Genomic DNA, 23,438 nt, shown 5'->3' with positions numbered 1-23,438 from the left:
ACATGGGCGATTCAAAGCGCCTCGGGGGTGAAGATGTGCAGGATTTCGGCTGGGTGGTGGGTGGTGGGGCCGAACCAATGGGGGCGGGTGGTGTCGAATTCGGCGGTGGTGCCCGGGTGGAGGACGGTTTCGTGGGTGTCGAGGACGAGGAGGACGTCGCCCGCGAGGACGTGAAGCCATTCCCGGCCGGGGTGGGTGACGAGGCGGCGGGGGGTGGGCGCGAGGACCTGCTTGAAGACGCGGTGGCGGCCCGGATACTGCGTGAGGGGGACGACGACGCTGCCGTTCGGGCTCCGGCGCGGGGTCAGGTGGACGCGGGGATCGCCGGTGGCGGGCGCGGCGATGAGCCGATCGAGGGCGATGCCGTGGACGTGGGCGAGCGGGAGCAGCAGGTCCAGGGTGGGGCGGCGTTTGCCGGACTCCAGGCGCGATAGCGCGCTGACCGACAGGCCCGTCACCGCCGCCAGCGCCTCCAGCGTCAGCCCGCGCTCGCGGCGCAGCGCCCGCAGGCGCGGCCCGATCGCGGCCAGGACGCCCTCCACGTCGATGTCCACGGCACCAGTGTGCCGTCACGGTGCGCGGACGCCGCCGATCTTTTGCGGTTTCCGCAAGAACGCTACCGCTTCCGCGTCCGGCGCGCGCACCGTCGTCACCGGGAACCCGCCCCCGACGACCTGGAGGAACCATGCCCGACCCCGGCCCGAGACGCCGGACGGTGCTCGCGATCTGCTGCCTGAGCCTGTTCCTGGTCGGGCTCGACACCACGATCGTGAACGTCGGCCTGCCCGCGATCGGCGCCGGTCTCGGCGTCGGCACCCGGGGCCTGGAATGGACGGTCGACGCCTACACGCTCACGCTCGCCGCCCTCCTCATCTCCTCCGGCGCGCTGGCCGACCGGTTTGGCCGGCGCCGCGTGTTCCGCCTCGGCCTCGCGGTGTTCGGCGCCGCGTCGGTGGCGTGCGCGCTGGCTCCGGACGCGGGGGTGCTGATCGCGGCCCGCGTCGCGCAGGGGGTCGGCGCGTCGATGCTGAGCCCGGTGGCGCTGGCGATCGTCGTCAATGTGATCACCGAGCCGGGGGAGAGGGCCCGCGCGATCGGCGTGTGGGCGGCGGTGTTCGGGGCGAGCATGGCGGCCGGGCCGCTCGTGGGCGGGCTGCTCGTCGAGTCGGCGGGCTGGCGGTCGGTGTTCTGGGTGAACGTGCCGGTCGTGGCGGTCGCGTCGGGGCTGGCGGCGGTGTTCGTCCCCGAGTCGCGCGCGGAGCGGCCGCGTCGGCTGGACGTTCCGGGGCAGCTCCTGCTCGTCGCGGTGGTCGGCGGCGCGGTGGCGCTGCTGATCGAGGGGCCGCACGTGGGCTGGGGGTCGCGCGCGATGGTGGGCGGCTACGCGGCCGTCTCCGTGGCGCTGGTGGTGTTCGCCCGGGTGGAGGCGCGGCGGGCCGAGCCGCTGGTCGACCCGGCGCTGTTCCGCCGGGTCTCGTTCGCCGCGGCCGCCGCGGGCGCGGTCGTGGTGTTCGTCGCGCTGAACGCGGCGCTGCTGCTCAACACCCTGTATCTCCAGCAAGCCCGGGGGGTCGCGCCGTTCATCGTCGGCCTCGTGACGCTTCCGCTCGCGCTCGCGGCGACCGTCTGCGCCCCGCTGTCCGGCGTGCTGGTCGGACGTTTCGGCGCGCGGCTTCCGCTGCTGGCCGCCGGGGCCTTCCTCACCGCCGGCGGGTTCTGCCTGCTGTTCGTGACCGACGGCACCGGCCTGCGGGCACTGTCGGCGGCGTTCCTGCTGGTCGGCGTCGGGTTCGGCTTCGCCAACGCGCCGATCACGGCCACCGCCGTCGCCGCGCTCCCGCCCGACCGCGCCGGGGTGGCGGGCGGGATCACCTCCAGCGCTCGTCAGCTCGGCTCGGCGGTGGGCGTCGCCGTCGCGGGCGGGCTCGTCGCCGGGGTGGAGCCCGGCGGGCTCGCCGGAGCGGCGCGGCCCGGATGGGGCGTCGTGGCCGGGTGCGGGGTCGTCGTCCTCGCCTTGGCGCCGTTGGCCCCGGCCGTCCGGAGCGGGCGTGCGAGGGTGCTCAGATCCGGGCCGGGACGCGGACGGTGAGGAGGACCAGGTCGTCGGTGGTGTCGGCGGCGTGCGTGGCGAGGACGTCGACCAGGGCGGGCAGCGGGAGGTCGGCGTGGTCGGCCAGACGGGTGGCGACCGTCGTCAGGTGGTCCTCGATGTCGTGGCCGCGGCGTTCGATGAAGCCGTCGGTGTACAGCAGGAGGGTCGAGCCGGGCGGCAGCGGCAGCCGGTGTTCGGTGCGGGGCGTGTCGACGAGGCCGGGCCAGAGCAGGCGGTCGTGGCCGAGGACCTTGTGGACGGTGCCGTCGCGCAGGGCGAGCAGCGGCGGCGGGTGCCCGGCGTTGGTCCAGCGCAGTTCCCACTCGCGGCCGTCGCGGTGCAGGTGGGCGTGGACGAGGGTGCCGGTGGCGTCGAGTTCGAGCGACTCGCAGGCGTTCTCCAGCGCGGCGACGGCGGCGGCCGGGCCGCGCTCGGGGTGGTCGAAGTCGGCCTGGCGCAGCATCGCGCGGACCTGTCCCATGATGGCGGCGGCGCGCATGTCGTGGCCGGTGATGTCGCCGACGGTCAGCGCGATCGTCCCCTCCGGCGCGGGGGCGGGCAGCGCGTAGGCGTCGTACCAGTCGCCGCCGACCAGGTCGCCCGACGACGACGCCCGGTACAGCCCCGCCAGCCCGATGCGCGGCAGCAGCGGCAGGTCGGTGAGCATCGCGGCCTGGAGTTCGCGCGCCACCGACACCCGGTCGTCCACCAGGCGGGCACGCTCCACCGCCTGCGCGGTGTACCCGGCGATCGTGGTCAGGACGGCCCGGTCGGCCAGGTCCACGGCGTAGGGCGCGTCCCACCCGAGGACGAGCACCCCGACGACGCCGCGCGTCCCCGGGAGCGGCACGCACACCGCCGACGCCAGCTCCAGCTCGTCGTACATGGCCAGTGCCTCGGGCGCGTAGTGCGCGCGCAGCTCGTCCCGGTCGGCGACGGTGACGATCGCGCCGTCGCGCGCCGCCCGCGCGCTCGGCCAGGCGTCGCCCGGCCCGTACACGGCGTACGCGGACTCGACGGCGACCGGATGGTCGGGGTCGGTGACGCGCCGCAGCCGCCCCTGCTCGGCCAGGACGAGCCCGACGTAGGCGGGCTCGAAGTCCTCGACGACGAGCGCCCGCACCGTCCGCCGGACGTCCAGCAGCGTGACGCAGGCGCCGAGGTCCTCGGCGGCCCGCAGCAGCAGCGCCGCCCGCTCCAGCGCGGCCCGCGTCGCGCCGCCGTCCCGTCCGGTGTTCCGCCCGCTCACCCGCGTCAACCTAGCGGGCGGCTCCCGGACCCGGCCGCCGCCGCGACCAGACCGTCACAAGACCGACATCAACCCGTCCGTCCCGGCGGCGGGCCGTAAGCGGCGAGGAAGGCGTCGGCGGCCGCGGTGGCGAGGCGGTCGATCTCGTCGGGGCCGGGGGCGCTCGCGTCGCCGCAGAACATGGCGCGGTTCATCGGAATCCACAGCACCAGGCCCGCGAAGTGGTGGGCGGCGGCGACCGGGTCGGGGGTGCGCAGCAGGCCGCGATCGGTGAGCCGCGCGAAACCGGACGACAGGTGGCCGATGACGCGCTCGAACCCGCTCTCCCAGAAGGCGCGGCCGATCTCGGGGAAGCGCTCGGCCTCCGCGATGACGAGGCGGCGCAGCAGCAGCGCCTGCGGCCGGACGACCACGGTCAGGAACCGCTGCCCGAGGTCGACGAGCCCGGGGCGCGGGTCGTCCAGGTCACCGAGGGCGAGGACGGCGCGCTGGGTCGCCTCGTCGGCCCGCTGCGACATCGCCCGGGTGATCTGGACGAACAGCGTCTCCTTGTCCGCGAAGTGCTTGTAGACGGTCTGCTTCGACACCGCCGCGGAGGCGGCGATCTCGTCCATGCTCGTGCCCGCGTAACCCTTGCGCAGGAACGTCTCGGTGGCCGCGTCGATGATCTTGCGGCGGCTGCGGGCGGAGCGGCCGCCCTCGGGCGGGGCGGGGGAGTGCGCGGTCGGCATCGGCGGGCTCCTTCGGTCGTTTCCAGAAGGGTACTGGACAGTCCAGTTCCGCTTTGGGTACTGTACCGTCTAGTTCCGAAGCGGTCCTCCCGGCCGCGCCTCCCAGCCCCTAACGAGGTCGTCATGCGCCTGCCCGTCCCCACTCCCGCCCTGCTCGCCGCCGGTGTCGCCGCCACGCCGCTGTTCGTCGCCGTCGCCGTCGCGCAGGCCGTCACCCGCGACGGCTTCGAACTCGGCCCGCACATGGCCAGCCAGCTCTCCGCCGGTGAGCACGGCTGGATGCAGATCGCGAACTTCCTCGTGACCGGCGTCCTGTTCCTGGCCGCCGCCGCCGGATTCCGCCGGGCCCTGCCCGACGCGCCCGGCCGGATCTGGGCACCGCGCCTCATCGCCGCGTTCGGCGGGACGTTCATCGCCTCCGGCCTCTTCGTGGCCGACCCCGCCGCCGGCTACCCGGTCGGCGCGGCCGAGGGCACCACCTGGCACGGCGTCCTGCACGGCGTCTCGGCGGCGCTGTCGGGCGTCGTCGTCACCGCCGCGCTGCTCGTCCTCGCGCGCCACTTCTCCGCCCGCGGCTCCCGGCCCCGCGCGATCACGAGCATCGTCGCCGCCGTCGTCTTCCTCATCGTCCCGTGGACCGTTCCCGGCCAGACCGGCCTGCTGCTGCTCGCCGCCGCCGCCTTCTCCTGGGGCTGGCTGTCCTTCCTCGCCGCCGACCTGCTCCGCACCCCCGCCCCGGCCGAGCCGCAGACGCCCCGCCTGGCGCACGCCTGACCCCGCAGGGACCGCGCGGGCGTCTAGGATCGGGGGGTCGCCGCCGCCCCCTGCGCAGGAGTTCGGTCATGGCTCAGCTCGATGACGGTTTCGCCGCTCGTGTCCAGTCCGATGTGCCGCACGCGGCGCGGATCTGGAACTACTGGATGGGCGGCAAGGACAACTACGCGGCCGACCGGGCCGCCGGGGACGCGGTGGTCCGGGTCTATCCCGAGATCGCGGTGATGGCGCGGGAGTCGCGGGGGTTCCTCACCCGGGCGGTGCGGTACCTGGCGGACGAGGCCGGGGTCGCGCAGTTCCTCGACATCGGCACCGGGCTGCCGACGATGCAGAACACGCACGAGATCGCGCCGGACGCCGGCGTCGTCTACGTCGACAACGACCCGCTCGTGCTCGTGCACGCCCGCGCGCTGCTCACCGGCGGCGAGGGCCGGACGACGTACCTGCACGCCGACTACCACGAGCCGCGCCGCATCCTGGCGGAGGCGGCGGCCATGCTCGACTTCGACCGGCCCGTCGCGGCGATGTTCATGGGCGTCCTCGGCTACGAACCCGACCTGGACGCCGTGCGGGACATCGTCGCGACCGTCGTGGACGCCCTGGCGCCGGGGTCGTTCCTCGTCCTGTGGGACGGGACGAACACCAGCCCGTCGGTCGTCGCGGGCGCGGACCGGCTGGCCGAGAGCGGCGGCGTCCCCTACGTCCTGCGGGCGCCGGACGAGCTGGCGTCCTGCTTCGCGGGCCTGGAGCCGGTCGAGCCGGGCCTGGTGCCGATCACCCGGTGGCGCCCGCCGATCGCGGACGCCCCGGCGATCGACGCCTACGGCGCGGTCGCCCGCAAGCCGTAGGTCAGTTCTCCGCCGCGACGGCCGCGGGCGCGGGGGACGGCGCGGCGTCCGGCGCGGCGGCCCGCCGCGCCGCCGGGATCGCGGCCGTGATCACGGTGGCGAGCAGCGCGACGGCGGCGCCGATGATGAGGGCGGTGCGGAAACCCGCCTCGGACGTCAGCGTGTGCCCGCCCATCCCGACGGTCATGTGCGACAGGACGACGCCGATGACGGCCGCGCCGACCGACGTCCCGAGCGCGCGCATCAGCGTGTTGAAGCCGTTGGCGGCGGCGGTCTCCGACAGCGGCACCGATCCCATGATCAGCGCGGGCATCGCGCCGTAGGCGAGCCCGACCCCGCTGTTGATGATCATGAGGGCGACCATGACGCCCGGCGCCGACCCCATGAGCGCCAGCGACGCCCCGTAGCCCGCCGCCAGGACGAGCCCGCCGCAGGCCAGGGTCAGCTTGGGCCCGCGCGCGTTGGTGAGCATCCCGCCGAGCGGTGAGACGACCATCATCACGATGCCGCCGGGCATCATCCACAGGCCCGCCGCCAGCATCGACTGGCCGAGCCCGTACCCGGTCGCGGCGGGGAACTGGAGGAGCTGCGGCATCACCAGCATCGCCGAGTACATGCCGAACCCGACGAAGATCGACGCGAGGTTGGTGAGCAGTACGCGGGGGCGCGCGGTGGTGCGCAGGTCGACGATCGGCTGCCGCGTCCGCCACTCCCAGACGCCCCAGGCGGCCAGGACGACGACGGCGGCGGCGAACAGCCCGACCGTCGTCCCCGACGCCCAGCCCCAGTCGGCGCCCTTGGACACCGCCAGCAGCAGGCAGACCAGGCCGGCGCCGAGGCCGAGCGCGCCGGGCACGTCGAAGCGCTCGCCGCGCGCCCCGGCGGGCACGTCGGGGATCAGCAGGAAGATCAGCACGGCGACGGCGGTGGCGAGCGCGGCGGCGCCCCAGAAGAGCACCCGCCAGTGCGCGTACTGCGCGACGGCCGCCGCGATCGGCAGCCCGAGCCCGCCGCCGATCCCCATGGACGCGCTGACCAGCGCGATCGACGAGCTCAGCTTCTCCTGCGGGACGACGTCGCGCAGCAGCGCGATGCCGAGCGGCACCATGCCCATCCCGACGCCCTGGAGCCCCCGTCCGACGATCATCGGCACGACCGACGACGCCAGCGCGCACACCACCGACCCGACGATCAGCGGCACCGAGCACACGAGCAGCATCCGCCGCTTGCCGACCAGGTCACCGAGCCGTCCGAACACCGGCACGCACACGGCGGACACCAGCAGCGTCGCGGTGATGACCCACGCGGCGTTGGCGGGCGCCGTGTCCAGCATCGTCGGCAGCTCCGCCAGCAGCGGTGTGACCAGCGTCTGCATGATCGCCGCCGTGACGCCGGCGAGCGCCAGCGTGGCGACCACACCGCCCGGGCGGGCGGGGTGCGTGGGGGAGTGCATCGGGATCTCCTCGGCGGAACGCGAGCGGAACCTGTGCATCGTACATGTGCATTGCATCATGCAATACCAGCGCGCCGATGACGTGGCGGGGGTCACGACGCCGCCCCGCCGGGGCGCGGTCGCCGTCCCGGATCAGAGGACGAAGACCTCCAGGGAGCGCGGGCCGTGCACGCCCTCGACGCGGGTCAGTTCGATGTCGCTGGTGGCGGACGGGCCGGACACGAAGGTGAGCGGGCGCGTGACGTCCAGCCGGGCGAGGGCCTCGGGGACGTCGGCGGCGATCCGGTCGGCGGGGACGACGACGAGGTGGTGGTCGGGGACGAGCGTCAGCGCCCGGCGTCCCTGCCCGGCGCCGTGGTCGAGCACGATCGTGCCGGTCTCGGCGATGGCGGCCGCGCATCCGGTGACGACCCCGGCGACGGCGTCGAGTTCGGCGCCGTCGGCCGCCCGCCGGTCGGGCGGGATCGCGGCGGCCCACGCGGCGGGCAGTCCGGGCGCGAGCACGTAGGCGCCGGGCCGCAGGGCCGCCGCCAGCGCTCCGGGCAGGCGGGCCTCGGTCACGGTGTGCACGACGGCCCGGTAGTGCGCGACCCGCTCCGCGAACAGCGCCCGCACGTCGCCCTCGGAGTGCCGCCGCAGGTACTCGCGGCGGATCGCCCCGTACGCCTCCGCCACGGAATCGTCCGGCGCACCGAGCCGTCCGAGGATGTCGTCGCGCGCGGTCGCGGGGTCCGGCCCGCCCGGGGCGTCAGGTCCGGTCACGGTTCGCCTTCCACCAGGCGCGGAACGACTGCGCGGGCGGGACGGGCACGTCGCGGGTGTCGGTCCAGGCGCGGGGCGCGCGCAGGCGGCGGACGGCGCGGCGGGACCGGCCCGCCGCGAACTGGGCCGCCGCGAGACGGCGAGGCGAGGCGAGCGCGGCCCCGGCGAGGCCCATGGCCAGGCGTTCTGAGGGCTTCTTGGGCGCCTTGCCGCGCAGGTGGACCAGGACCTCGGGGATGTCGATCGCGACCGGGCACACCTCGTAGCACGCCCCGCACAGCGACGACGCGAACGGCAGCGAGGCGTCCACGTCCGAGCCGAGGCCGCGGAGCTGCGGGGACAGGATCGCGCCGATCGGGCCGGGATAGGGCGAGCCGTAGGCGTGGCCGCCCGCGCGGGCGTAGACGGGACAGACGTTCAGGCACGCCGAGCACCGGATGCAGCGCAGCGCCTGGCGGCCGACCGCGTCGGCGAGGGTGGCGGTGCGGCCGTTGTCCAGCAGGACGAGGTGGAACGCGCGCGGCCCGTCGCCGGGCGTGACGCCCGTCCACGCCGAGGTGTAGGGGTTCATCCGCTCCGCCGTCGACGAACGCGGGAGAACCTGGAGGAACACCTCCAGGTCGCGGGCCGTCGGCAGCACCTTCTCGATGCCCATCACGGTGATCAGCGTCTCGGGCAGCGTCAGGCACATCCGCCCGTTGCCCTCCGACTCCACGACGAGCACGGTCCCGGTCTCGGCGACGGCGAAGTTCGCCCCCGACACCGCGACCCTCGCCGCCAGGAACCGGGCGCGCAGGTGCCGCCGCGCCGCCTCGGCCAGCGCCGCCGGGTCGTCGGTGAGATCGGCGGGCGCGGACGGCATCGCCCGCCGGAAGATCTCCCGGATCTCGGCCCGGTTCCGGTGGATGGCCGGGACGAGCAGGTGCGAGGGCCGGTCGTCCCCGAGCTGGACGATCAGCTCGGCCAGGTCGGTCTCCACGGCGGCGATACCCGCCTCGGCCAGCGCCTCGTTCAGCCCGATCTCCTGGGTGGCCATCGACTTGACCTTGACGACCTCGGTCTCCCCGGTCTCCCGGACGAGCCGCGTCACGATCGCGTTGGCCTCGGCGGCGTCGCGCGCCCAGTGGACGACGCCGCCCGCCGCCGTCACGCGCTCTTCGAGCATCCGCAGGTAGTGCCCGAGGTGGCCGAGCGTGTGGTCCTTGATCTGCTTGGCGCACTCGCGCAGTTCGTCCCAGTCGGCCAGCTCCGCGACGGCCGCCGCGCGGCGCTCCCGGATCGTGCCGGTGGCGCGCGCGAGGTTGCGCCGCAGCCGGGTGTCGGCCACGGCCTCGCGGGCGGCGTCCGGGAACGGCGGCATCCCCAGGTACGTCGGCATGCTCACGCCGGGCTCCCCTCGCCGGTGCCCGCCAGGATCTCCGCGAGGTGCGCGACCCGCACCCCCGCGCGCTGCCGCGCCAGCGCCCCGCCGACGTGCATCAGGCACGAGTTGTCGGCCGCGCACAGCACCTCGGCGCCGGTGGACTTCACGGCCGCGACCTTGTCGGCGCACATCGCGGCCGACACGTCGCCGTTCTTGAGCGCGAACGTGCCGCCGAACCCGCAGCATTCGGACGCGTCCGGCAGGTCCGCCAGGTCCAGGCCGCGCACCTCGCGCAGCAGCCGCAGCGGCCGGTCACCGAGGCGGAGCGTCCGCAGCGAGTGGCAGGTCGGGTGGTAGGCGACGCGGTGCGGGAAGGCCGCGCCGACGTCGGTGACGCCGAGCACGTCCACCAGCAGCTCCGACAGCTCGTGCACGCGCGGCGCCAGCTCCGCCGCCCGCGCCGCCAGGTCGTCGCGCCCCGCCCGCGCCGCGAGCCGGGCGTGCCACTCGCGCACCGTCGCCGCGCACGAGCCGGACGGCGCCACGATCACGTCGTACGGCTCGAACACGCCGGTGAACGCGGACACCATCGCCAGCGCCCGTTCCGGATACCCCGAGTTGAGGTGCATCTGCCCGCAGCACGTCTGCCCGGCCGGGAAGACGACCTCGTGCCCCAGCCGCTCCAGCACGGTGACGACGGCCCGTCCCGTCTCGGGGAACAGCGTGTCGTTGACGCAGGTGACGAACAGCGCGATCTTCATGGCGGCGTGGACTCCCCGGGAGCGCGATGCCCCGAGCTTCGCACACCGCGGCTCAGTCCTTGGCGATGGCCTCGCGGACGGCGGGGACGACCTCCTGGGTCCAGCGGCCGAGGGTGCGGTCCGAGCGGGGGTCGTCCGGGTCGAAGAAGACGAAGCCGGACGCGCCGTGGTCCAGGGCGCCGGTGGTGAGGTGGTCGATCCACTGGGCGGGGGAGCCGCCGAGGAAGGTGCCGTTCTCGTCATGGGTGGACGGCAGCGGCTCGGCGGTGATGCGGCCCCGGACGTTGAAGTAGTCGCCGACGTCGGACGGGGCGCGCCCCGCCGCGACGGCCGCCTCGTCGATGAGGGGACGGGCCTCGCGGTACAGCTTGCTGTCCCAGTCGGACGCGTGCGGCGCCGACCAGCCGTCGGCGTGCCGGCCCGTGACGGCGAGCGAGCGCGGGCCGACCGACCCCGTCCAGATCGGCGGCACCGGGACGGGGGCCGGGTCCAGGGCGTCGACGCGGTAGAACTCGCCGTCGAAGGTGACCGGCTCGGTCCCGCCGCCCGCGAGCGCCTTGATGAGGACGATCCCCTCTTCGAGCTGCCGGACGGCCTGCCCCGGCGTGAGCCGGTCCACGCCGAAGCCGACGATCCCGTCCCACAGCGAGCCCGCCCCGACGCCGAGGACGATCCGGCCGCCCGACAGCGCCGACAGCGTCGTGACGGTCCGCGCCAGCAGCGGCGCGGGCCGGACCGGCAGGTTCGTGACGGTCGCGACGACGGTCAGGTTCGTCGTCCGCCCGAGGATCACGCCGAGCGTGCCGTACGCCTCCAGGTTCACGCCGTTGTAGGGGTGGTCGGTGACGGTGATCAGGTCCAGCCCCTCCCGGTCGGCCTGGGCGGCCTCCTCCAGCAGCCGCGCGGCGCGCGCGACGGGGATGAAGGGGCCCGGTCCGTATCCGAACAGCACCTTGGACGGGGTCTGCGGCATCGTGCCCGCCTTTCTCGACGTCGAGGGACGCGCCGCACGCTACGCGCGGCGCGGGAACCGTCCGGTAATCCGCCGGTCAGGAGCCCCGGCCGCCGGGGCGGCCGGTGAGCGTCCGCGCGCGCCGGTCGTCCGGCACGGCCGCCCATTCCTCGGCACGGCGCCGCCCGGCCGCCCGGTGCCGGTGCGGCACCTGCGCGTAGGCGACGTCGCGCAGCAGCGGGTGCGCGAACGCGTATTCGTCCTCGCCGGGCGTCGGCCCCGGGACGAGACGGCGCAGCAGTCCCTCGCGGTCCAGGGCGCGCAGCAGCGCGGCGACCTCGTCCCCGGCCCGGCCGGAGACGGCCGCGACCCCGGCGGGCCGGACGGCCGGGCCGAGCACGGCGGCGTGCCGCAGCACGGCCTTCTGCGCGGCGGGCAGCGTGTCGAGCCGGGCGCTGAACAGAGCGGTGACGCGGCGCGGCACGGGCGGCGTACCGGCGGCGGTGTGCCGCCGGTACGCCTGCGCGTACTCCAGCGCGACGAGGGGGTTGCCCGCGACGAGCGGCAGCAGGTCGTCGGCGCCGCCGAGCAGCGCGGCCGTCGCGTCGTCGGGCAGCGGGTCGAGCGTGAGGACGTGCGCGTCGCGGCGTCCGCCGCACCAGCGGGGCCGCCGGTGCAGCAGTTCGGGCCGCGCGGTCGCGACGACGAGCAGCGGCACGGCCGCGACGCGCTCGGTCAGCTCCTCCAGCAGCCCGAGCAGTTCGGCGCCGACGTGGTGCAGGTCGTCGAGGACGACGACGAGCGGCCCATCGGCGGCGGTGACCTCCAGGTACCGCAGCCAGGCCGCGAACAGCTCGGCGGGGCCGGTGGCGCGGGCGAGGCGGTCGGCGGGGCAGGCGGGCCGGGGCGGGCCGTCGCCGGGCCGGGGCCCGGCGCGGCCGGGCGCGACGGTGAACCCGGCGTGCGAGCGGACGATCTCCGCCAGCGGGTCGGCCTCGCCCTCGTAGGACGGCGGGACGGCCGCGTGCAGGCAGCGTACGTCGGCGGCCCGGTCGGGCAGCAGCGTGCGGAACTCGGCGGCGAGCCGGGTCCGGCCCAGGCCCGGTTCGCCGAGCACCGTGACCAGGTGCGGGCGGCGGCGGCGCCGGACGTCGTCGAGGACGTCGAACAGGCGTGTCAGCTCGCGGTCCCGTCCCAGCAGGGGGCGCCGGTCCGGCGCGGGCGCGGGGCGCGGCGGGCGCGGTGCCGTCACCCGCCAGCCGCCCGCCGGGTCGACGTCGGCGTGGCCGAACCGCGCGCCGACCTCCTGCCGGGTCCGGTCGCAGACGCGGACGGCGTCGCCGGTGGCGCGTTCCAGCAGGCATTCGCACTGTTCGAGCACGCCGCCGGCCAGTTCGGCGGGTTCGGGGTCGTCCTCGTCGCGGTAGGAGGCGAGCACGTCGCCGGTGGCGACGGCGAGCCGCAGCGCCATGGCGGGCGCGGCCGGGCCGGTCAGCCGGGCGCGGATCGCCAGCGCGGCGCGGACGGCGCGCACCGGGTCGTCCTCGCGGACGCGCGGGACGCCGAACACCACGAGCCGCACCGACCCGAGCGTGGCGCGCACGAGCCCGCCGTAGCGGGCGGCCTCGTCGGTGACGGCGCGGTCCAGCGCGGCCAGCGCCTCGGCGACCTGCTCGGGGTCGTCGATCCCGTCCGGCACGCGGGCCCGGACGAGCAGGACGCTGGCGTGCTTGCGCTCCACGAGCGGGCGCGGCGCGCCGTCCGGCGCGGGCCGCGCCGGACGTTCGTCCGGCTCCGGCGCGGCCGTCCCGACCGCGACCGTGGACGTGGTCAGCGCCGGGTCCTGGTTGAGGATCGCGTGCTGGAGGCGGTGCAGTTCGGGCGCGGGGTCGATGCCCAGCTCCTCGACCAGGGCGGCGCGGGTGCGGCGGAAGACGGCCAGCGCCTCGGACTGCTGCCCGCATCGGTACAGCGCCAGCATCAGCAGCCCGCAGAGCCGTTCGCGGGCGGGCTCCTCCTCGGCCAGCGGGGTCAGCTCGCCGACGAGTTCGCGGTGCAGCCCGAGCGCCAGCTCGGCCTCGACGCAGTCCTCCAGGACGGTGAGCCGCTGCTCGTCCAGGGTGGCCAGTTCGGGCCACGCCGGACGGACGGCGCGGCCGGTTTCGGCCACGTCGGCCAGCGCGGGCCCGCGCCACAGCGCCAGCGCCTCGCGCAGCAGCCGCGCGGCGGGCTGCCAGGCGGCGGCCCGGAACGCGGTGCGGCCCTGCCGGACCAGCTCGTGGAACCGGGTGACGTCGACCTGGGCGGGGGAGACCCGCAGCAGGTAGCCGGGGGCGGCGGTGAGCAGCGCGGGGGCGTCCGGGGCGTCGTCGGCGCGCAGCGCCCGGCGCAGTCCGGCCACGGCGTTCTGCACCATCTTGCGCGCGGTCGGCGGCGCGTCGTCGCCCCACAGCGCTTGGACCAGGTCGCCGGTGGACACGACGGTGCCCGCGTGCAGGAGAAGATAGGCGAGGGTGGCCCGCCGGTGGACGCCGCCGAGCGCGACGGGCTCGCCGTTCCGGAGCACTTCCAGGGGACCGAGCAGGTTGACGTGCACTTTCACCCCGTTCCGAGTCGCCGCGGCCGTCCGGGACCGGCGGGACCGCCGGGGCGTGCCGCGATTACAAGGCTAAACATACCTGTAATGTAGGAAATATGCGCGGCGTATCCCCGTAACGCGAGCCGCGTCACCCCACCCGGTGCAGCTCCGCCCGCAGTGTCACGGGCAGCTCCCGGCGGTGCCGGACGTTCAGCTTGCGGTACACCCGCGTCAGATGCTGCTCGACCGTGCTCGGCGTGACGAACAGCCGCGCGGCGATCTCCCGGTTGGTGTAGCCGAGCACCGCCAGCGACGCCACCCGCCGCTCCGACTCGGTCAGCTCGTCGAGCGGGACGGCCCGCGTCCCGGCGGCGCGCTCGTCCGCCGCGTCCGGTCCGGCGGAGATCGACAGCAGCTCCCGCGCCAGCGCCGCCATCCCGCTCACCTCCGCGATGTGCAGCGCCTGCCGGACGAGCAGCCGCCCGCGCCGCCGGTTGCCGCGCTCCAGATACGCGCGGCCGAGCCCGGCCAGCACCCGCGCCTGCTCGAACCGGTCGCCGGACGCCTCGGCCAGCTCCAGCGCCTCCCCGAGCAGCACGAGCCGGCGGCCGCGCGGGCCGAGCCCGGCCAGCAGCCGCAGCGCCGGGCCGCGCGCCCGCGACGCGTGCGCGCCCGGACGGCCCAGTTGCTCGTGCACCAGGTGCCGCGCCTGGTCGCGTTCGCCGAGCCGCAGCCACGCCTCGGCCGCGTCCGTCCGCCACGGGATGAGCGCCGCCGCGTCCAGTCCCCACGCGCGCAGCACCTCGCCGCAGTGCAGGAAGTCCCCGAGCGCGGCGTGCGGACGGCCCGTCGCCAGGTGGTGATGGCCCCGCGCGTAGCGGTGGTAGACGCCCGCGAAGCTCTCCGACATCGGCTCGGGGACGGTCCGCGCCAGCGCCTCGGCGGCGGCCCGGTGGTCACCGAGCCGGGTGGCGGCGAGCACGAGCGTGCCGAGCGGCAGCCCGACGTGCACGCCCCACGCCTGCGCGGGCAGGTGCTCCAGCGCGGCCCGCGCGTGCTCGGCCGCGCCGCGCGGGTCACCGAGCCGCAGGCACACCTCGGCGCGCGCGGCGGCGAACACCGCGCTGACCGTCGGGACCGCGCCGCCGCCCGCCGCCTCGGCCGACCGCGCGCACCAGCGCGCGACGGCGTCCAGCCGCTCGGCCAGGATGAGCACCTGGAGGGCCAGCAGGACGGCCTCCTCCGTCCACGGGTTGCGCTGGTGCAGCCGCAGGTCGCGCAGCACCCGTTCGGCGAGGTCGGCCGCCGCCGCGCTGTCGCTGCCGCCGAGCGCGCCCGCGAGGATCGCCGCGCAGCGCAGTTGCGGGTCGGCGCCGGTGCGGACGGGGCCGCGCGCCGGAGGCGGCGCGGGGGCGCGCCGGTCGCGGGCCAGCGGCGGGTGCCGGAACGCCAGCCACGTCTCCAGGTCGGCCAGGCCCTCGGCGTCGGCGCCGCGCGGCCCGGCCCGGTCGAACCGCTCGCGCAGCCCGGCGAGCACCCGCGCCGCCTCGCCGTCGCGGCCGTGCCAGAGCAGGTGCTTGACGAGGATGAGCAGGTCGTCGTGGCCGAGCCACCCGGCACCGGCCGCCGTGACGAGCGGCGCCAGGTGCCGGGCCGCCGCCGCCGGGTTGACCTGCCACTCGGCGCGGGCCAGCCGGGCCCGCAGCCCGGCGCGGAACCGGTCGTCGCCGCCCTGGCGGCGGGCCAGCCGCAGGCACTCGGCGGCCAGGGCGGGACGGTCGTCCAGCAGCGCGTGCTCGGCGGCGTCCGACAGGACCGTCACCGCCCACGGCGCGCCGACGTGCTCGGCGGCGACGAGATGCCGGGCGACGCGGACGGCGGGGGCGCCCTCGTCGTAGAGCAGTTCGGCGGCGCGCCGGTGCAGCCCGGCGCGTTCGTCGGCGGGGACGTCGTCCAGGACGGCCGTCCGGGCCACCGGGTGCCGCAGCCGCCCGTCGCGGAGCAGTCCGGCGGCGGTGAGCGCGTCGAGCAGATGACCGGCCGTCGCGGGTTCACCGCCGGTGAGGCGGGCGAGCGTGCGGGGATCGGCGTCCTCGTCCAGGACGGCGAGGGCGCGGGCGGTGGCGAGGTGGCCGGGCCCGCCGCCGCGCAGGATGCCGACGAGCGCCAGGCCGTAGGCGGCGCCGGGGACGTGCCGGTCCTCGCGCAGCGCGTCCACGAGCAGGGGGTTGCCGCCGCTCGCGGCGTACGCGTCGCCGCGCCCGGCCAGCCGGGCGGTGCCCTCGGGCGACAGCGGGCCGAGCGTGAGGCGGCGGGCGTGCGGCTGACGGCACAGGTCCGACAGCAGCAGCCGGTGCGCGGCACCGGCGGCGGCCGAGTCGGTGAGCGCCAGCAGGACGCGCGAGGACCGCAGCCGCCGGGCGAGGTGCAGCAGGAAGTGCAGCGACTCCTCGTCGGCGTGCCGCAGGTCGTCCACGCCGATGAGCAGCGGACGGTCCCGCGCCGCCTCCAGCAGCCGGGCGGCCAGCGCCCGGTACTCGCGCAGCCGCTCGGGGCCCGACGCCGCCGCCGGGCGGGTGCCCGGCCCGGTGAGCTGTTCCACGACCCCGTACGGCAGGTCGCGCTCGTCCGCCGAACAGGCGGCGCTCAGCACCTCGAAGCCGGACCGGGCGGCGGCGTCGGTCAGCGCCCGCAGCAGTTCGGTGCGTCCGGTCCCCGCCGGGCCCTCCAGCACGGCGACGCGGCCCCGCCCGTCGGCGGCGTCGGTGAGCAGGCGGTCGAGCCGGCGCAGGTGCTCGTCACGTTCGATCAAGTCCGTCACGCCGCCCATCATCGGGTCGGCCCGCCCACTGCCCGGCAATCGCGCGTCCACTGGCCCGCCGCGCGGGTCAGAGGGCGAAGAACTCCCGGTACAGGGCGACCTGGTGATCGAGCATGTGGTCGCCGTGGTGGACGGCGTGGCCGAGCGCGGCCGCCGTGCGGAGCAGGGCGGTGTCGCGGGGGCGCATGACGATGTCCGCCACGACGCGGCCGGGCGGCAGGGCCGCCGGGTCGAACGGGAGGGGATCGCCGGGGCGGAGGCCGAGCGGGGTCGCGTTGACGGCGATGTCCGGTTCCCCGGGGCCGTCCGCCGGGGCGGCGCGGCCGGGCCAGTGCGCCTCCAGCCGCGCGGTGAGGGCGGCCGTGCGGGCGGGGTCGGTGTCGAGCAGCCGGACGCCGTCCGCCCCGGCGGCGAGGACGGCGGCCGCGATGGACGCCCCGGCGCCGCCCGCGCCGACGATGAGCAGCCGCGCGCCGCGCACCTTGTGGCCCGCCGCGTCCAGGCCCGCGACGAACCCGGCGCCGTCGAAGTCGTCGGCGTACCAGCCGCCGCCGGGGTGGCGGCGGAGCGCGTTCGCGCTGCCCGACACGTCGGCGGCGCGGCTGCGCGCGGCGGCGAGGCGACGCGCGGCGATCTTGTGCGGGACGGTGACCAGGAGTCCGTCCAGGTTGCGGACGGCCGCCAGCCCGGCCAGCACGGTACCCAGGTCGGCGGCGCCGACGTGGACGGGGACCAGCACCGCGTCCCGGCCCAGCTCCGCGAAGAGCGGGTTCAGCAGCGCGGGCGCGCGGACCTGCGCGACCGGGTCGCCCAGCACCCCGTACAGCCGGGTCGTCCCGCTGATCGGCACGTCACCCCTCCTCGCGCGGCATCGCGCGCAGGACGGCCGCGACCGTCGCCTCCGGCACGCCCGGCACCAGCTCGGCCCCGGCCGGGCCGTCGAGCACGAAGGCGAGACCGTCGCCCTGGCGCTTCTTGTCCGCGCGCATGTAGCCGATCAGCTCGTCGTCGCCCACCCCGGCGGGCAGCCGGGTGCGCAGGCCGTGGGCGGCGACGACGTCGTGGTGCTCGGCCGCGCGGGACGCGCCGACGCGGCCGAGGGCGCGGGCGAGCCGTCCGGCGAAGACGGTGCCGATCGCGACGCCCTCGCCGTGCCGGACGCGGTGGCCGGTGGCGTGCTCCAGGGCGTGGCCGAGGGTGTGGCCGTAGTTGAGCAGGTGGCGGCGGCTGGTGTCGCGTTCGTCGGCGGCGACGATCGACGCCTTGAGCGCGACGCTCGCGGCGATCTGGTCGGTGACCGGCAGGCCGAGCAGGCCGGGGGCGCCGATGAAGTGGCAGCGGGCGATCTCGCCGTACCCGTTGGCGCGCTCGCGGTCGGGCAGCGTCGTCAGGTAGTCGGTGTCGCACAGCACCTCGGCGGGCTGCCAGTAGGCGCCGACGAGGTTCTTGCCCTCGGGCAGGTTCACGGCGGTCTTGCCGCCGACGCTCGCGTCCACCTGCGCCAGCAGCGACGTCGGCAGGTGCACGACCGGGACGCCCCGGTGGTAGAGGGCGGCGGCGAGCCCGGCGGCGTCGGTCGTCGTCCCGCCGCCGACGGCCACGACCGCGTCGGCGCGGGTCAGGCCGAACGCGGCGAAGCGGCGGCACAGCTCCTGCACCCACGCGAGCGTCTTGTCCCGCTCGCCGTCGCGGGCCTCGATCACCAGCGCCTCGACACCGGGATCGGGCGTCCACTCCGGCGGCCGCGCCGTCACCACCGCGACACGGCGGACGCCGAGCCGCGCGAGCACACCGGGCAGCCCGCGCCGCACCCCCGGCCCGATGCGAACCCGGTACCCGCGCTCACCGAGCTCGACCCGGACGTCCCGGACGCCCGCGTCCATCGCGGGCGGGCTCACGCGACGTCTCCCGAAATCGCGGTGCGCGTCCTGCTCGCTCGTCGTGCGGTCATGGGACGTCTCCCGGGATTGTGGCGCGCGTCCTGCTCGGCCGTCGTGCGGTCATGGGGCGTCTCCCGGGTTCCGTGCTCGGTCGTGGGCCGGTGGCGGGGCTTCTGGCGGGGTTCGTCTGCGGTTGTGGGTCAGTGGTGGGGCGTCCGGCGGGGTTCGTGTGCAGTGGTGGGGCGTTTGGTGGGGTTCGTGCTCGATGGGGGGCCGGTGGTGGGGCGTCGGGCGGGGTTCGTGCCACGTCGCGGGCCGGTCATGGGGCGTCGGCCGGGGGCGTGGGCTTGGCGAGGAGGAGGGCGCCGTGCAGGGAGGAGAGGGCGCCGAGGCGGGCGGGGAGTACCGGGGGAGCGGGGAAGCCGGGGCGGGCCAGGGCGCGCAGGTGGTCGCGGACGCCGGGGACCAGTTCGGGGAGCCCGGCGGCGAACCCGCCGCCGATGATCACGGCGTCGGGGCGGACGAGTTCGGTCACGCCGATGACGGCGGTGGCGAGCGCGGCGGACGTCTCCCGCAGCGCGGCCCGCGCCCAGATCCGGCCCGTGGCCAGACCCTCGCGCAGCTCGTCGTATCCGGCGGGCTCTCCGCGCAGCCGCGCGGCGCGGCGCAGCGTCGCCGGGCCGGACGCGAACGCTTGGAGACAGCCGCGCCGCCCGCAGTCGCACGGCGGCCCGGACCGGTCGATGACCAGGTGCCCGACCTCGCACGACCCGCGCCCGGGGCCCGGCACCGGCGCGCCGTCCAGCACGATCCCGCCGCCGACGCCCGTCCCGACCCCGACGTACAGGACGTGCCGGACCCCGGCGTGCCCGGCCTCCGCCAGCGCCGCGAGGTCCCCGTCGTCGCCGCACCGCACCGGCACGGCGGGGAACAACTCCCGCAGCAGCCCGCGCAGGTCCAGCCCCGCCCACCCGGGCCGCCCCGGCCACGCGGTCACCCGCCCGGCCGCGTCCAGCGCGGCGGGCACGGCCACGCCGACCGCACCGACGGGCCGGTCCCACACCCGCCGCAGCTCCGCGACGCCCGCCCGCAGCGCGTCCCGGTCGGCGCGCGGATCGGCGGACGCGGGCCACCGGAAGACGCTCTCGCGCGCCCCGTGCCCGTCCTCGATCCGCAGCGCCACCTTCGTGCCGCCGATGTCGATCCCCAGCCGCGCGCCCGAGCCGCTCATCGCGTCCCCCGGTGGGTGTGGGTGGCGTCGGGTCGTGTGTCCTGCGCGGGGCGCGTGGCCGGGGCGCCGGGGTCGATCCCCAGCCGCGCGCCCGGGCCGCTCATCGCGTCTCCCGGTGGGTGCGGGTGGAGCCGGGCCGCGCGTTCCTGCGCGCGGCGCGTGGCCGGGGCGCCGGGGTCGATCCCCAGCCGCGTGCCCGGGCCGCTCATCGCGTCTCCCGGTAGGTGCGGGTGGAGCCGGGCCGCGCGTCCCGCGCGCGGCTCGCGGCCGGGCCGTCGGTGTCGAAGCTGAGTCGTGCGCGCGTCACGGTCACGTCGGGACCTTGGCCAGGAGGGCCTGGGCGGCGAGGCGGTAGCCGAGGGGGCCGAGGCCGATGACGACGCCGTTCGCCAGCGGCGCCAGCACCGACTGGTGCCGGAAGGACTCGCGGGCGTAGACGTTCGACAGGTGCACCTCGATCCACGGCGGGGGGAAGCTCGCGAGGGCGTCGCGCAGGCTCCAGCCCGCGATCATCAGCGCGCCCGGATTGAGGATCGCACCGGCCGCGTCGTAGTTCGCCTGAAGGGTGTGGATCAGTTCCCCCTCCGACTCGCGCTGGACCGAGACGACCTTCCAGCCCCGGCCCGCGACCTCGTCCGCGACGGCCGCCTCGATGTCGGCGAGCGTGTCGGTGCCGTACACCTCGGGTTCGCGGCGGCCGAGCGTGCCGAGGTTCGGGCCGTTGAGCAGCAGCAGGTCGGACACGTGTTGCCTCGCCTTCCGGTGGAGCGCCGTATCGCCCCGGTTATAACAACAGCCCGGGAAACGGGCCAAGGGAAACCGGCCGCCGGACGGCAAGGCTGGGGGGATGTAGGGGGGTCGTCAGGGGATAACGCCGCGCCCCTTTCTCGCTAGCGTTCGAGCAGTCGGGCGTTTCGCCCGGCGTACGCCCTTGTCCGGAGCGAGAACGACGTCTTTCGAGCACGGAGGAAAGCGCGACTCATGACGACTCCACTGACGGCGCCGCAATTCCCAGAATGGCCGCAGTACGACGACGCAGAACGGACCGCACTGGTGCGGGCGCTGGAACAGGGCCAGTGGTGGCGCATGGGCGGCGGTGAGGTCGACGCGTTCGAGCGCGAGTTCGCCGCGTTCCACGGCGGCGGCCACGCGCTCGCGGTCACCAACGGCACGCACGCGCTGGAACTGGCCCTCCAGGTCCTCGGCGTCGGCCCCGGCGACGAGGTGATCGTCCCGGCCTTCACCTTCATCTCGTCCTCCCAGGCCGCGCAGCGGCTCGGCGCCACGGCGGTGCCCGTGGACGTCGACCTCGGCACCTACAACCTCGACCCGGCCGCCGCCGAGGCCGCGATCACCCCCCGCACCAAGGCGATCATGCCGGTGCACATGGCGGGTCAGATCGCGGACCTGGACGCCCTCGGCAAGATCTCCGAACGCACCGGCGTCCCGCTGCTCCAGGACGCCGCGCACGCGCACGGCGCCGAATGGCGCGGCCGCAAGGTCGGGGAACTCGGCTCGGTGGCGGCGTTCAGCTTCCAGAACGGCAAGCTGATGACGGCCGGCGAAGGCGGCCTCGTGCTGTTCGCCGACGAGGAGGGCCGCGACCACGGCTTCCTCCGGCACAGTTGCGGCCGCCCACCGACCGACATCCGCTACCTGCACGCCACGTCCGGCTCCAACTTCCGGCTGAACGAGTTCTCCGCGAGCGTGCTGCGCGCCCAGCTCGCCCGGCTCGGCTCCCAGGTCGAGACGCGCGAGCGCCGCGCGGCGCTGCTCGCCCCGCTGCTCGCCGCCGTCCCCGGCGTCGTCCCGCAGAGCCGGGACGAGCGCGCCACCCGCGTCCCGCACTACATGGCGATGTTCCGCGTCCCGGGCATCGGGGAGGAACGCCGCAACGCGCTGGTCGCGGAACTGGTCCGGCGCGGGCTGCCCGCCTTCGTCGTCTTCCGCGCCGTCTACCGGACGAACGGCTTCTGGGAGACCGGGGCGCCCGCCCTGTCGGTGGACGAACTCGCGGAACGCAACCCCAACACCGAGCTGATCCACTCCGAGGGGATCTGGCTGCACCACCGCACGCTGCTGGCCGACGAGGACGCGGTCCGTGCGATCCCCGGGATCATCGCCGCCGCGCTGGAGTCGGTGTGAGCGCCCCCGAGCGGCCCGTCCGCGTCGTCCTGGTCGGCCACGGCTGGGCGGGCCGGACGATCTGGCTGCCCCGGTTGCGCGCGCACCCCCGCTACGAGGTCGTCGCGGTGGTCGAGCCCGACCCGGCCGCGCGTGCGGCGGCGCCCGCCGGGCGGCTGCTGGCCGACGTCACCGAGATCGACCCCGCGGAGGTCGACCTCGCCGTCGTCGCCGTCCCCAACCACCTGCACGCGCCCGTCGCGGAACGGCTGCTGCGGCGCGGCATCCCGGTGTTCGTGGAGAAGCCCGTCTGCCTGAACGTCGCGGAGGCCGACCGGCTCGCCGCCGCCGAACGCGACGGCGGCGCGGTGCTGCTCGCGGGCAGCGCCGCCCGGTACCGCGCGGACGTCGCGGCGCTGCACGAGCTGGCCGCGCGGCTCGGGCCCGTCCGGCACGTGGACCTGGCCTGGGTGCGGGCGCGCGGCGTCCCGGGGTCGGGCGGCTGGTTCACCGACCGCAGCCGCGCGGGCGGCGGCGCGCTGGTCGACCTCGGCTGGCACCTGCTCGACGCGGCCGGTCCGTCGCTGGACAGCGCCGAGTTCTCCCAGGTCGTCGGGTCGGTGTCGGCGGACTTCGTCAACAGCGGCACCCGCCGCGCCGCCTGGCACACCGGCCCCGGCCCGGACGGCGGCGCGTCCGGCGACGTCGAGGACACCGCGCGCGGCTTCCTGGTCACCCCCGGCGGCGTCTCGGTGTCGCTGCGGGTGAGCTGGGCGTCGCACGAGGCCCGCGACACCACCCGCCTCACCATCGACGGCGAGGCGGGCACCGCCGCCCTGACCTGCACGTTCGGGTTCAGCACCAACCGCTGGCCCGGCTCGGCGCTCACCCGCACCCGGCACGGCGTCACCGCGCCCGTCCCGGTCCCCGACGAGCCGATCGGCACCGAGTACGTCCGGCAGCTCGACGCGCTGCCCGCCCGGCTGTCCGACCCGGCGAGCCGGGGCCGCGCCATCGGCCAGGCCCGCCGGATGATCGGCACGATCGAGCGGCTGTACGCGTCCGCGCTGCCCGTTCCCCTCCAGGAGGCCCGCCGTGCCGGGTGACGCGACCCTTCCTCCCCCCGACGTCGTCGTCTTCGACCTCGACGGCGTCCTCGTGGACAGCTTCGCGGTGATGCGCGAGGCGTTCCACACCGCCTACGCCGAGGTGGTCGGCGACGGCCCGGCACCCTTCACCGAGTACAGCCGCCACCTCGGCCGGTACTTCCCGGACATCATGCGCATCATGGGGCTCCCGCCGGAGCTAGAGGAGCCCTTCGTCCGGGAGAGCTACCGGCTCGCCCACCGCGTCACGCTGTTCCCCGGCGTCGCGGACCTGCTCGACGAGCTGCGCCGGCGCGGGCTGCGGCTCGCCGTCGCCACCGGCAAGAGCGGGCCACGCGCCCGCTCGCTGCTGAACACGCTCGGCGTCCTGGACCGGTTCGCCTACGTCATCGGCTCCGACGAGATCGCCCGGCCCAAGCCCGCGCCCGACATCGTGCGGCGCGCGCTGCACCTGCTCGACGCCGCGCCGGACCGGGCGCTGATGGTCGGCGACGCCGTCACCGACCTGGCCAGCGCGCACGGCGCGGGCGTCACCGCCGTCGCCGCGCTGTGGGGCGAGACCAACGAGGCCGAGCTGCTCGCCGCCTATCCCGACGTCGTCGTCCGCCGTCCCGCCGAACTGCTGGAGCTGTGCCCGGCCCGGCTGCCCTTCACCGACGCGCTGGCCGACTGACGTCCCCCGACCCCGCCGCTCCCGCCCCCCACCCGACCCC

Annotated in this window: 21 protein-coding genes; 6 read left to right on the top strand and 15 right to left on the bottom strand. The window is 76.3% G+C overall.

All coding sequences use genetic code 11. The features are described from left to right. Window positions 1-11: 11 nt before the first annotated feature. Window positions 12-554 (bottom strand): helix-turn-helix domain-containing protein, encoded by a 543-nt coding sequence (locus C229_RS31085; RefSeq protein WP_018656674.1) that lies wholly within the window; start codon window positions 552-554, stop codon window positions 12-14. A gap of 131 nt (window positions 555-685) precedes the next feature. Between C229_RS31085 and C229_RS0118935 the strand changes: the two genes are divergently transcribed. Continuing rightward, on the top strand, window positions 686-2,089 hold the full coding sequence (locus C229_RS0118935; RefSeq protein ID WP_033424561.1) for an MFS transporter: 1,404 nt from the start codon (window positions 686-688) through the stop codon (window positions 2,087-2,089). Here C229_RS0118935 and C229_RS31080 read toward each other — a convergent pair. Together C229_RS31080 and C229_RS0118925 are read right to left on the bottom strand one after the other, a co-directional pair. Then, window positions 2,061-3,341 carry a PP2C family protein-serine/threonine phosphatase gene (locus C229_RS31080; protein ID WP_018656672.1) on the bottom strand — a complete coding sequence of 427 codons (1,281 nt, stop codon included), beginning with the start codon at window positions 3,339-3,341 and terminating at the stop codon, window positions 2,061-2,063. The genes C229_RS0118935 and C229_RS31080 overlap by 29 nt on opposite strands. 68 nt (window positions 3,342-3,409) lie before the next feature. After that, on the bottom strand, window positions 3,410-4,072 hold the full coding sequence (locus tag C229_RS0118925) for a TetR/AcrR family transcriptional regulator (protein ID WP_018656671.1): 663 nt from the start codon (window positions 4,070-4,072) through the stop codon (window positions 3,410-3,412). Window positions 4,073-4,195: 123 nt separating this feature from the next. On the opposite strand from C229_RS0118925, the gene C229_RS0118920 reads away from it, so the two are divergent. Both C229_RS0118920 and C229_RS0118915 read left to right on the top strand, forming a co-directional pair. Continuing rightward, window positions 4,196-4,846 carry a DUF998 domain-containing protein gene (locus tag C229_RS0118920; protein ID WP_018656670.1) on the top strand — a complete coding sequence of 217 codons (651 nt, stop codon included), beginning with the start codon at window positions 4,196-4,198 and terminating at the stop codon, window positions 4,844-4,846. A 68-nt stretch (window positions 4,847-4,914) separates the two neighbouring features. Beyond that, window positions 4,915-5,694 carry an SAM-dependent methyltransferase gene (locus C229_RS0118915; RefSeq protein WP_026313933.1) on the top strand — a complete coding sequence of 260 codons (780 nt, stop codon included), beginning with the start codon at window positions 4,915-4,917 and terminating at the stop codon, window positions 5,692-5,694. A 1-nt stretch (window position 5,695) separates the two neighbouring features. Here C229_RS0118915 and C229_RS0118910 read toward each other — a convergent pair whose 3' ends face one another. The 12 genes from C229_RS0118910 to C229_RS0118850 form a co-directional block, all read right to left on the bottom strand. After that, the gene (locus C229_RS0118910) at window positions 5,696-7,147 is read right to left on the bottom strand and encodes an MFS transporter (RefSeq protein WP_018656668.1); all 1,452 of its coding nucleotides are present in this window, start codon (window positions 7,145-7,147) and stop codon (window positions 5,696-5,698) included. Window positions 7,148-7,279: 132 nt separating this feature from the next. After that, window positions 7,280-7,909, bottom strand: coding sequence for a LutC/YkgG family protein (locus C229_RS0118905; protein WP_018656667.1), 630 nt, complete (start codon window positions 7,907-7,909; stop codon window positions 7,280-7,282). After that, window positions 7,896-9,287, bottom strand: a complete 1,392-nt coding sequence (locus tag C229_RS0118900) for a lactate utilization protein B (protein ID WP_026313931.1) — start codon at window positions 9,285-9,287, stop codon at window positions 7,896-7,898. The genes C229_RS0118905 and C229_RS0118900 overlap by 14 nt, the downstream gene beginning before the upstream one ends. Before the next feature lie 2 nt (window positions 9,288-9,289). Continuing rightward, window positions 9,290-10,033, bottom strand: a complete 744-nt coding sequence (locus C229_RS0118895; protein ID WP_018656665.1) for a (Fe-S)-binding protein — start codon at window positions 10,031-10,033, stop codon at window positions 9,290-9,292. Window positions 10,034-10,085: 52 nt separating this feature from the next. Beyond that, complete coding sequence (locus C229_RS0118890; protein ID WP_018656664.1) at window positions 10,086-11,006, bottom strand: LLM class flavin-dependent oxidoreductase; 921 nt, start codon at window positions 11,004-11,006, stop codon at window positions 10,086-10,088. Between the two features lie 76 nt (window positions 11,007-11,082). Beyond that, the gene (locus C229_RS0118885; RefSeq protein ID WP_081639944.1) at window positions 11,083-13,587 is read right to left on the bottom strand and encodes an ATP-binding protein; all 2,505 of its coding nucleotides are present in this window, start codon (window positions 13,585-13,587) and stop codon (window positions 11,083-11,085) included. Between the two features lie 124 nt (window positions 13,588-13,711). Next, window positions 13,712-16,384 carry a helix-turn-helix transcriptional regulator gene (locus C229_RS31075; protein WP_205624517.1) on the bottom strand — a complete coding sequence of 891 codons (2,673 nt, stop codon included), beginning with the start codon at window positions 16,382-16,384 and terminating at the stop codon, window positions 13,712-13,714. Window positions 16,385-16,451: 67 nt separating this feature from the next. Beyond that, complete coding sequence (locus C229_RS0118875) at window positions 16,452-17,234, bottom strand: shikimate dehydrogenase family protein (protein ID WP_018656661.1); 783 nt, start codon at window positions 17,232-17,234, stop codon at window positions 16,452-16,454. A 1-nt stretch (window position 17,235) separates the two neighbouring features. Further along, window positions 17,236-18,282: a 3-dehydroquinate synthase family protein gene (locus tag C229_RS0118870; RefSeq protein WP_205624516.1), complete on the bottom strand. Its 1,047-nt coding sequence runs from the start codon at window positions 18,280-18,282 to the stop codon at window positions 17,236-17,238. Between the two features lie 301 nt (window positions 18,283-18,583). Further along, window positions 18,584-19,495 (bottom strand): ROK family protein, encoded by a 912-nt coding sequence (locus C229_RS0118865; RefSeq protein WP_018656659.1) that lies wholly within the window; start codon window positions 19,493-19,495, stop codon window positions 18,584-18,586. Beyond that, a complete protein-coding gene (locus C229_RS0118860; protein WP_018656658.1) occupies window positions 19,492-19,704 on the bottom strand; it encodes a hypothetical protein in 213 nt (70 codons plus the stop codon). The genes C229_RS0118865 and C229_RS0118860 overlap by 4 nt, the downstream gene beginning before the upstream one ends. 100 nt (window positions 19,705-19,804) lie before the next feature. Next, window positions 19,805-20,239 carry a type II 3-dehydroquinate dehydratase gene (locus tag C229_RS0118850; RefSeq protein ID WP_018656656.1) on the bottom strand — a complete coding sequence of 145 codons (435 nt, stop codon included), beginning with the start codon at window positions 20,237-20,239 and terminating at the stop codon, window positions 19,805-19,807. A 237-nt stretch (window positions 20,240-20,476) separates the two neighbouring features. Here C229_RS0118850 and C229_RS0118845 point away from each other — a divergent pair, with 237 nt between their 5' ends. From C229_RS0118845 to C229_RS0118835, 3 genes are read left to right on the top strand one after another with little or no spacing between them, the layout of a single operon-like run. Further along, complete coding sequence (locus tag C229_RS0118845) at window positions 20,477-21,640, top strand: DegT/DnrJ/EryC1/StrS family aminotransferase (protein ID WP_033424560.1); 1,164 nt, start codon at window positions 20,477-20,479, stop codon at window positions 21,638-21,640. Continuing rightward, window positions 21,637-22,725, top strand: a complete 1,089-nt coding sequence (locus C229_RS0118840; RefSeq protein WP_018656654.1) for a Gfo/Idh/MocA family protein — start codon at window positions 21,637-21,639, stop codon at window positions 22,723-22,725. Before C229_RS0118845 ends, C229_RS0118840 begins: the two co-directional genes overlap by 4 nt. Further along, a complete protein-coding gene (locus C229_RS0118835) occupies window positions 22,715-23,398 on the top strand; it encodes an HAD-IA family hydrolase (RefSeq protein ID WP_018656653.1) in 684 nt (227 codons plus the stop codon). The genes C229_RS0118840 and C229_RS0118835 overlap by 11 nt, the downstream gene beginning before the upstream one ends. Window positions 23,399-23,438 lie beyond the last annotated feature (40 nt).

It is taken from the genome of Actinomadura flavalba DSM 45200 (assembly GCF_000374305.1).
In the GTDB taxonomy this organism is placed as follows: Bacteria; Actinomycetota; Actinomycetes; order Streptosporangiales; family Streptosporangiaceae; genus Spirillospora; species Spirillospora flavalba.
The sequence above is the reverse complement of the archived record's forward strand: the minus strand, read 5'-3'. Positions and strand labels throughout refer to the sequence as shown.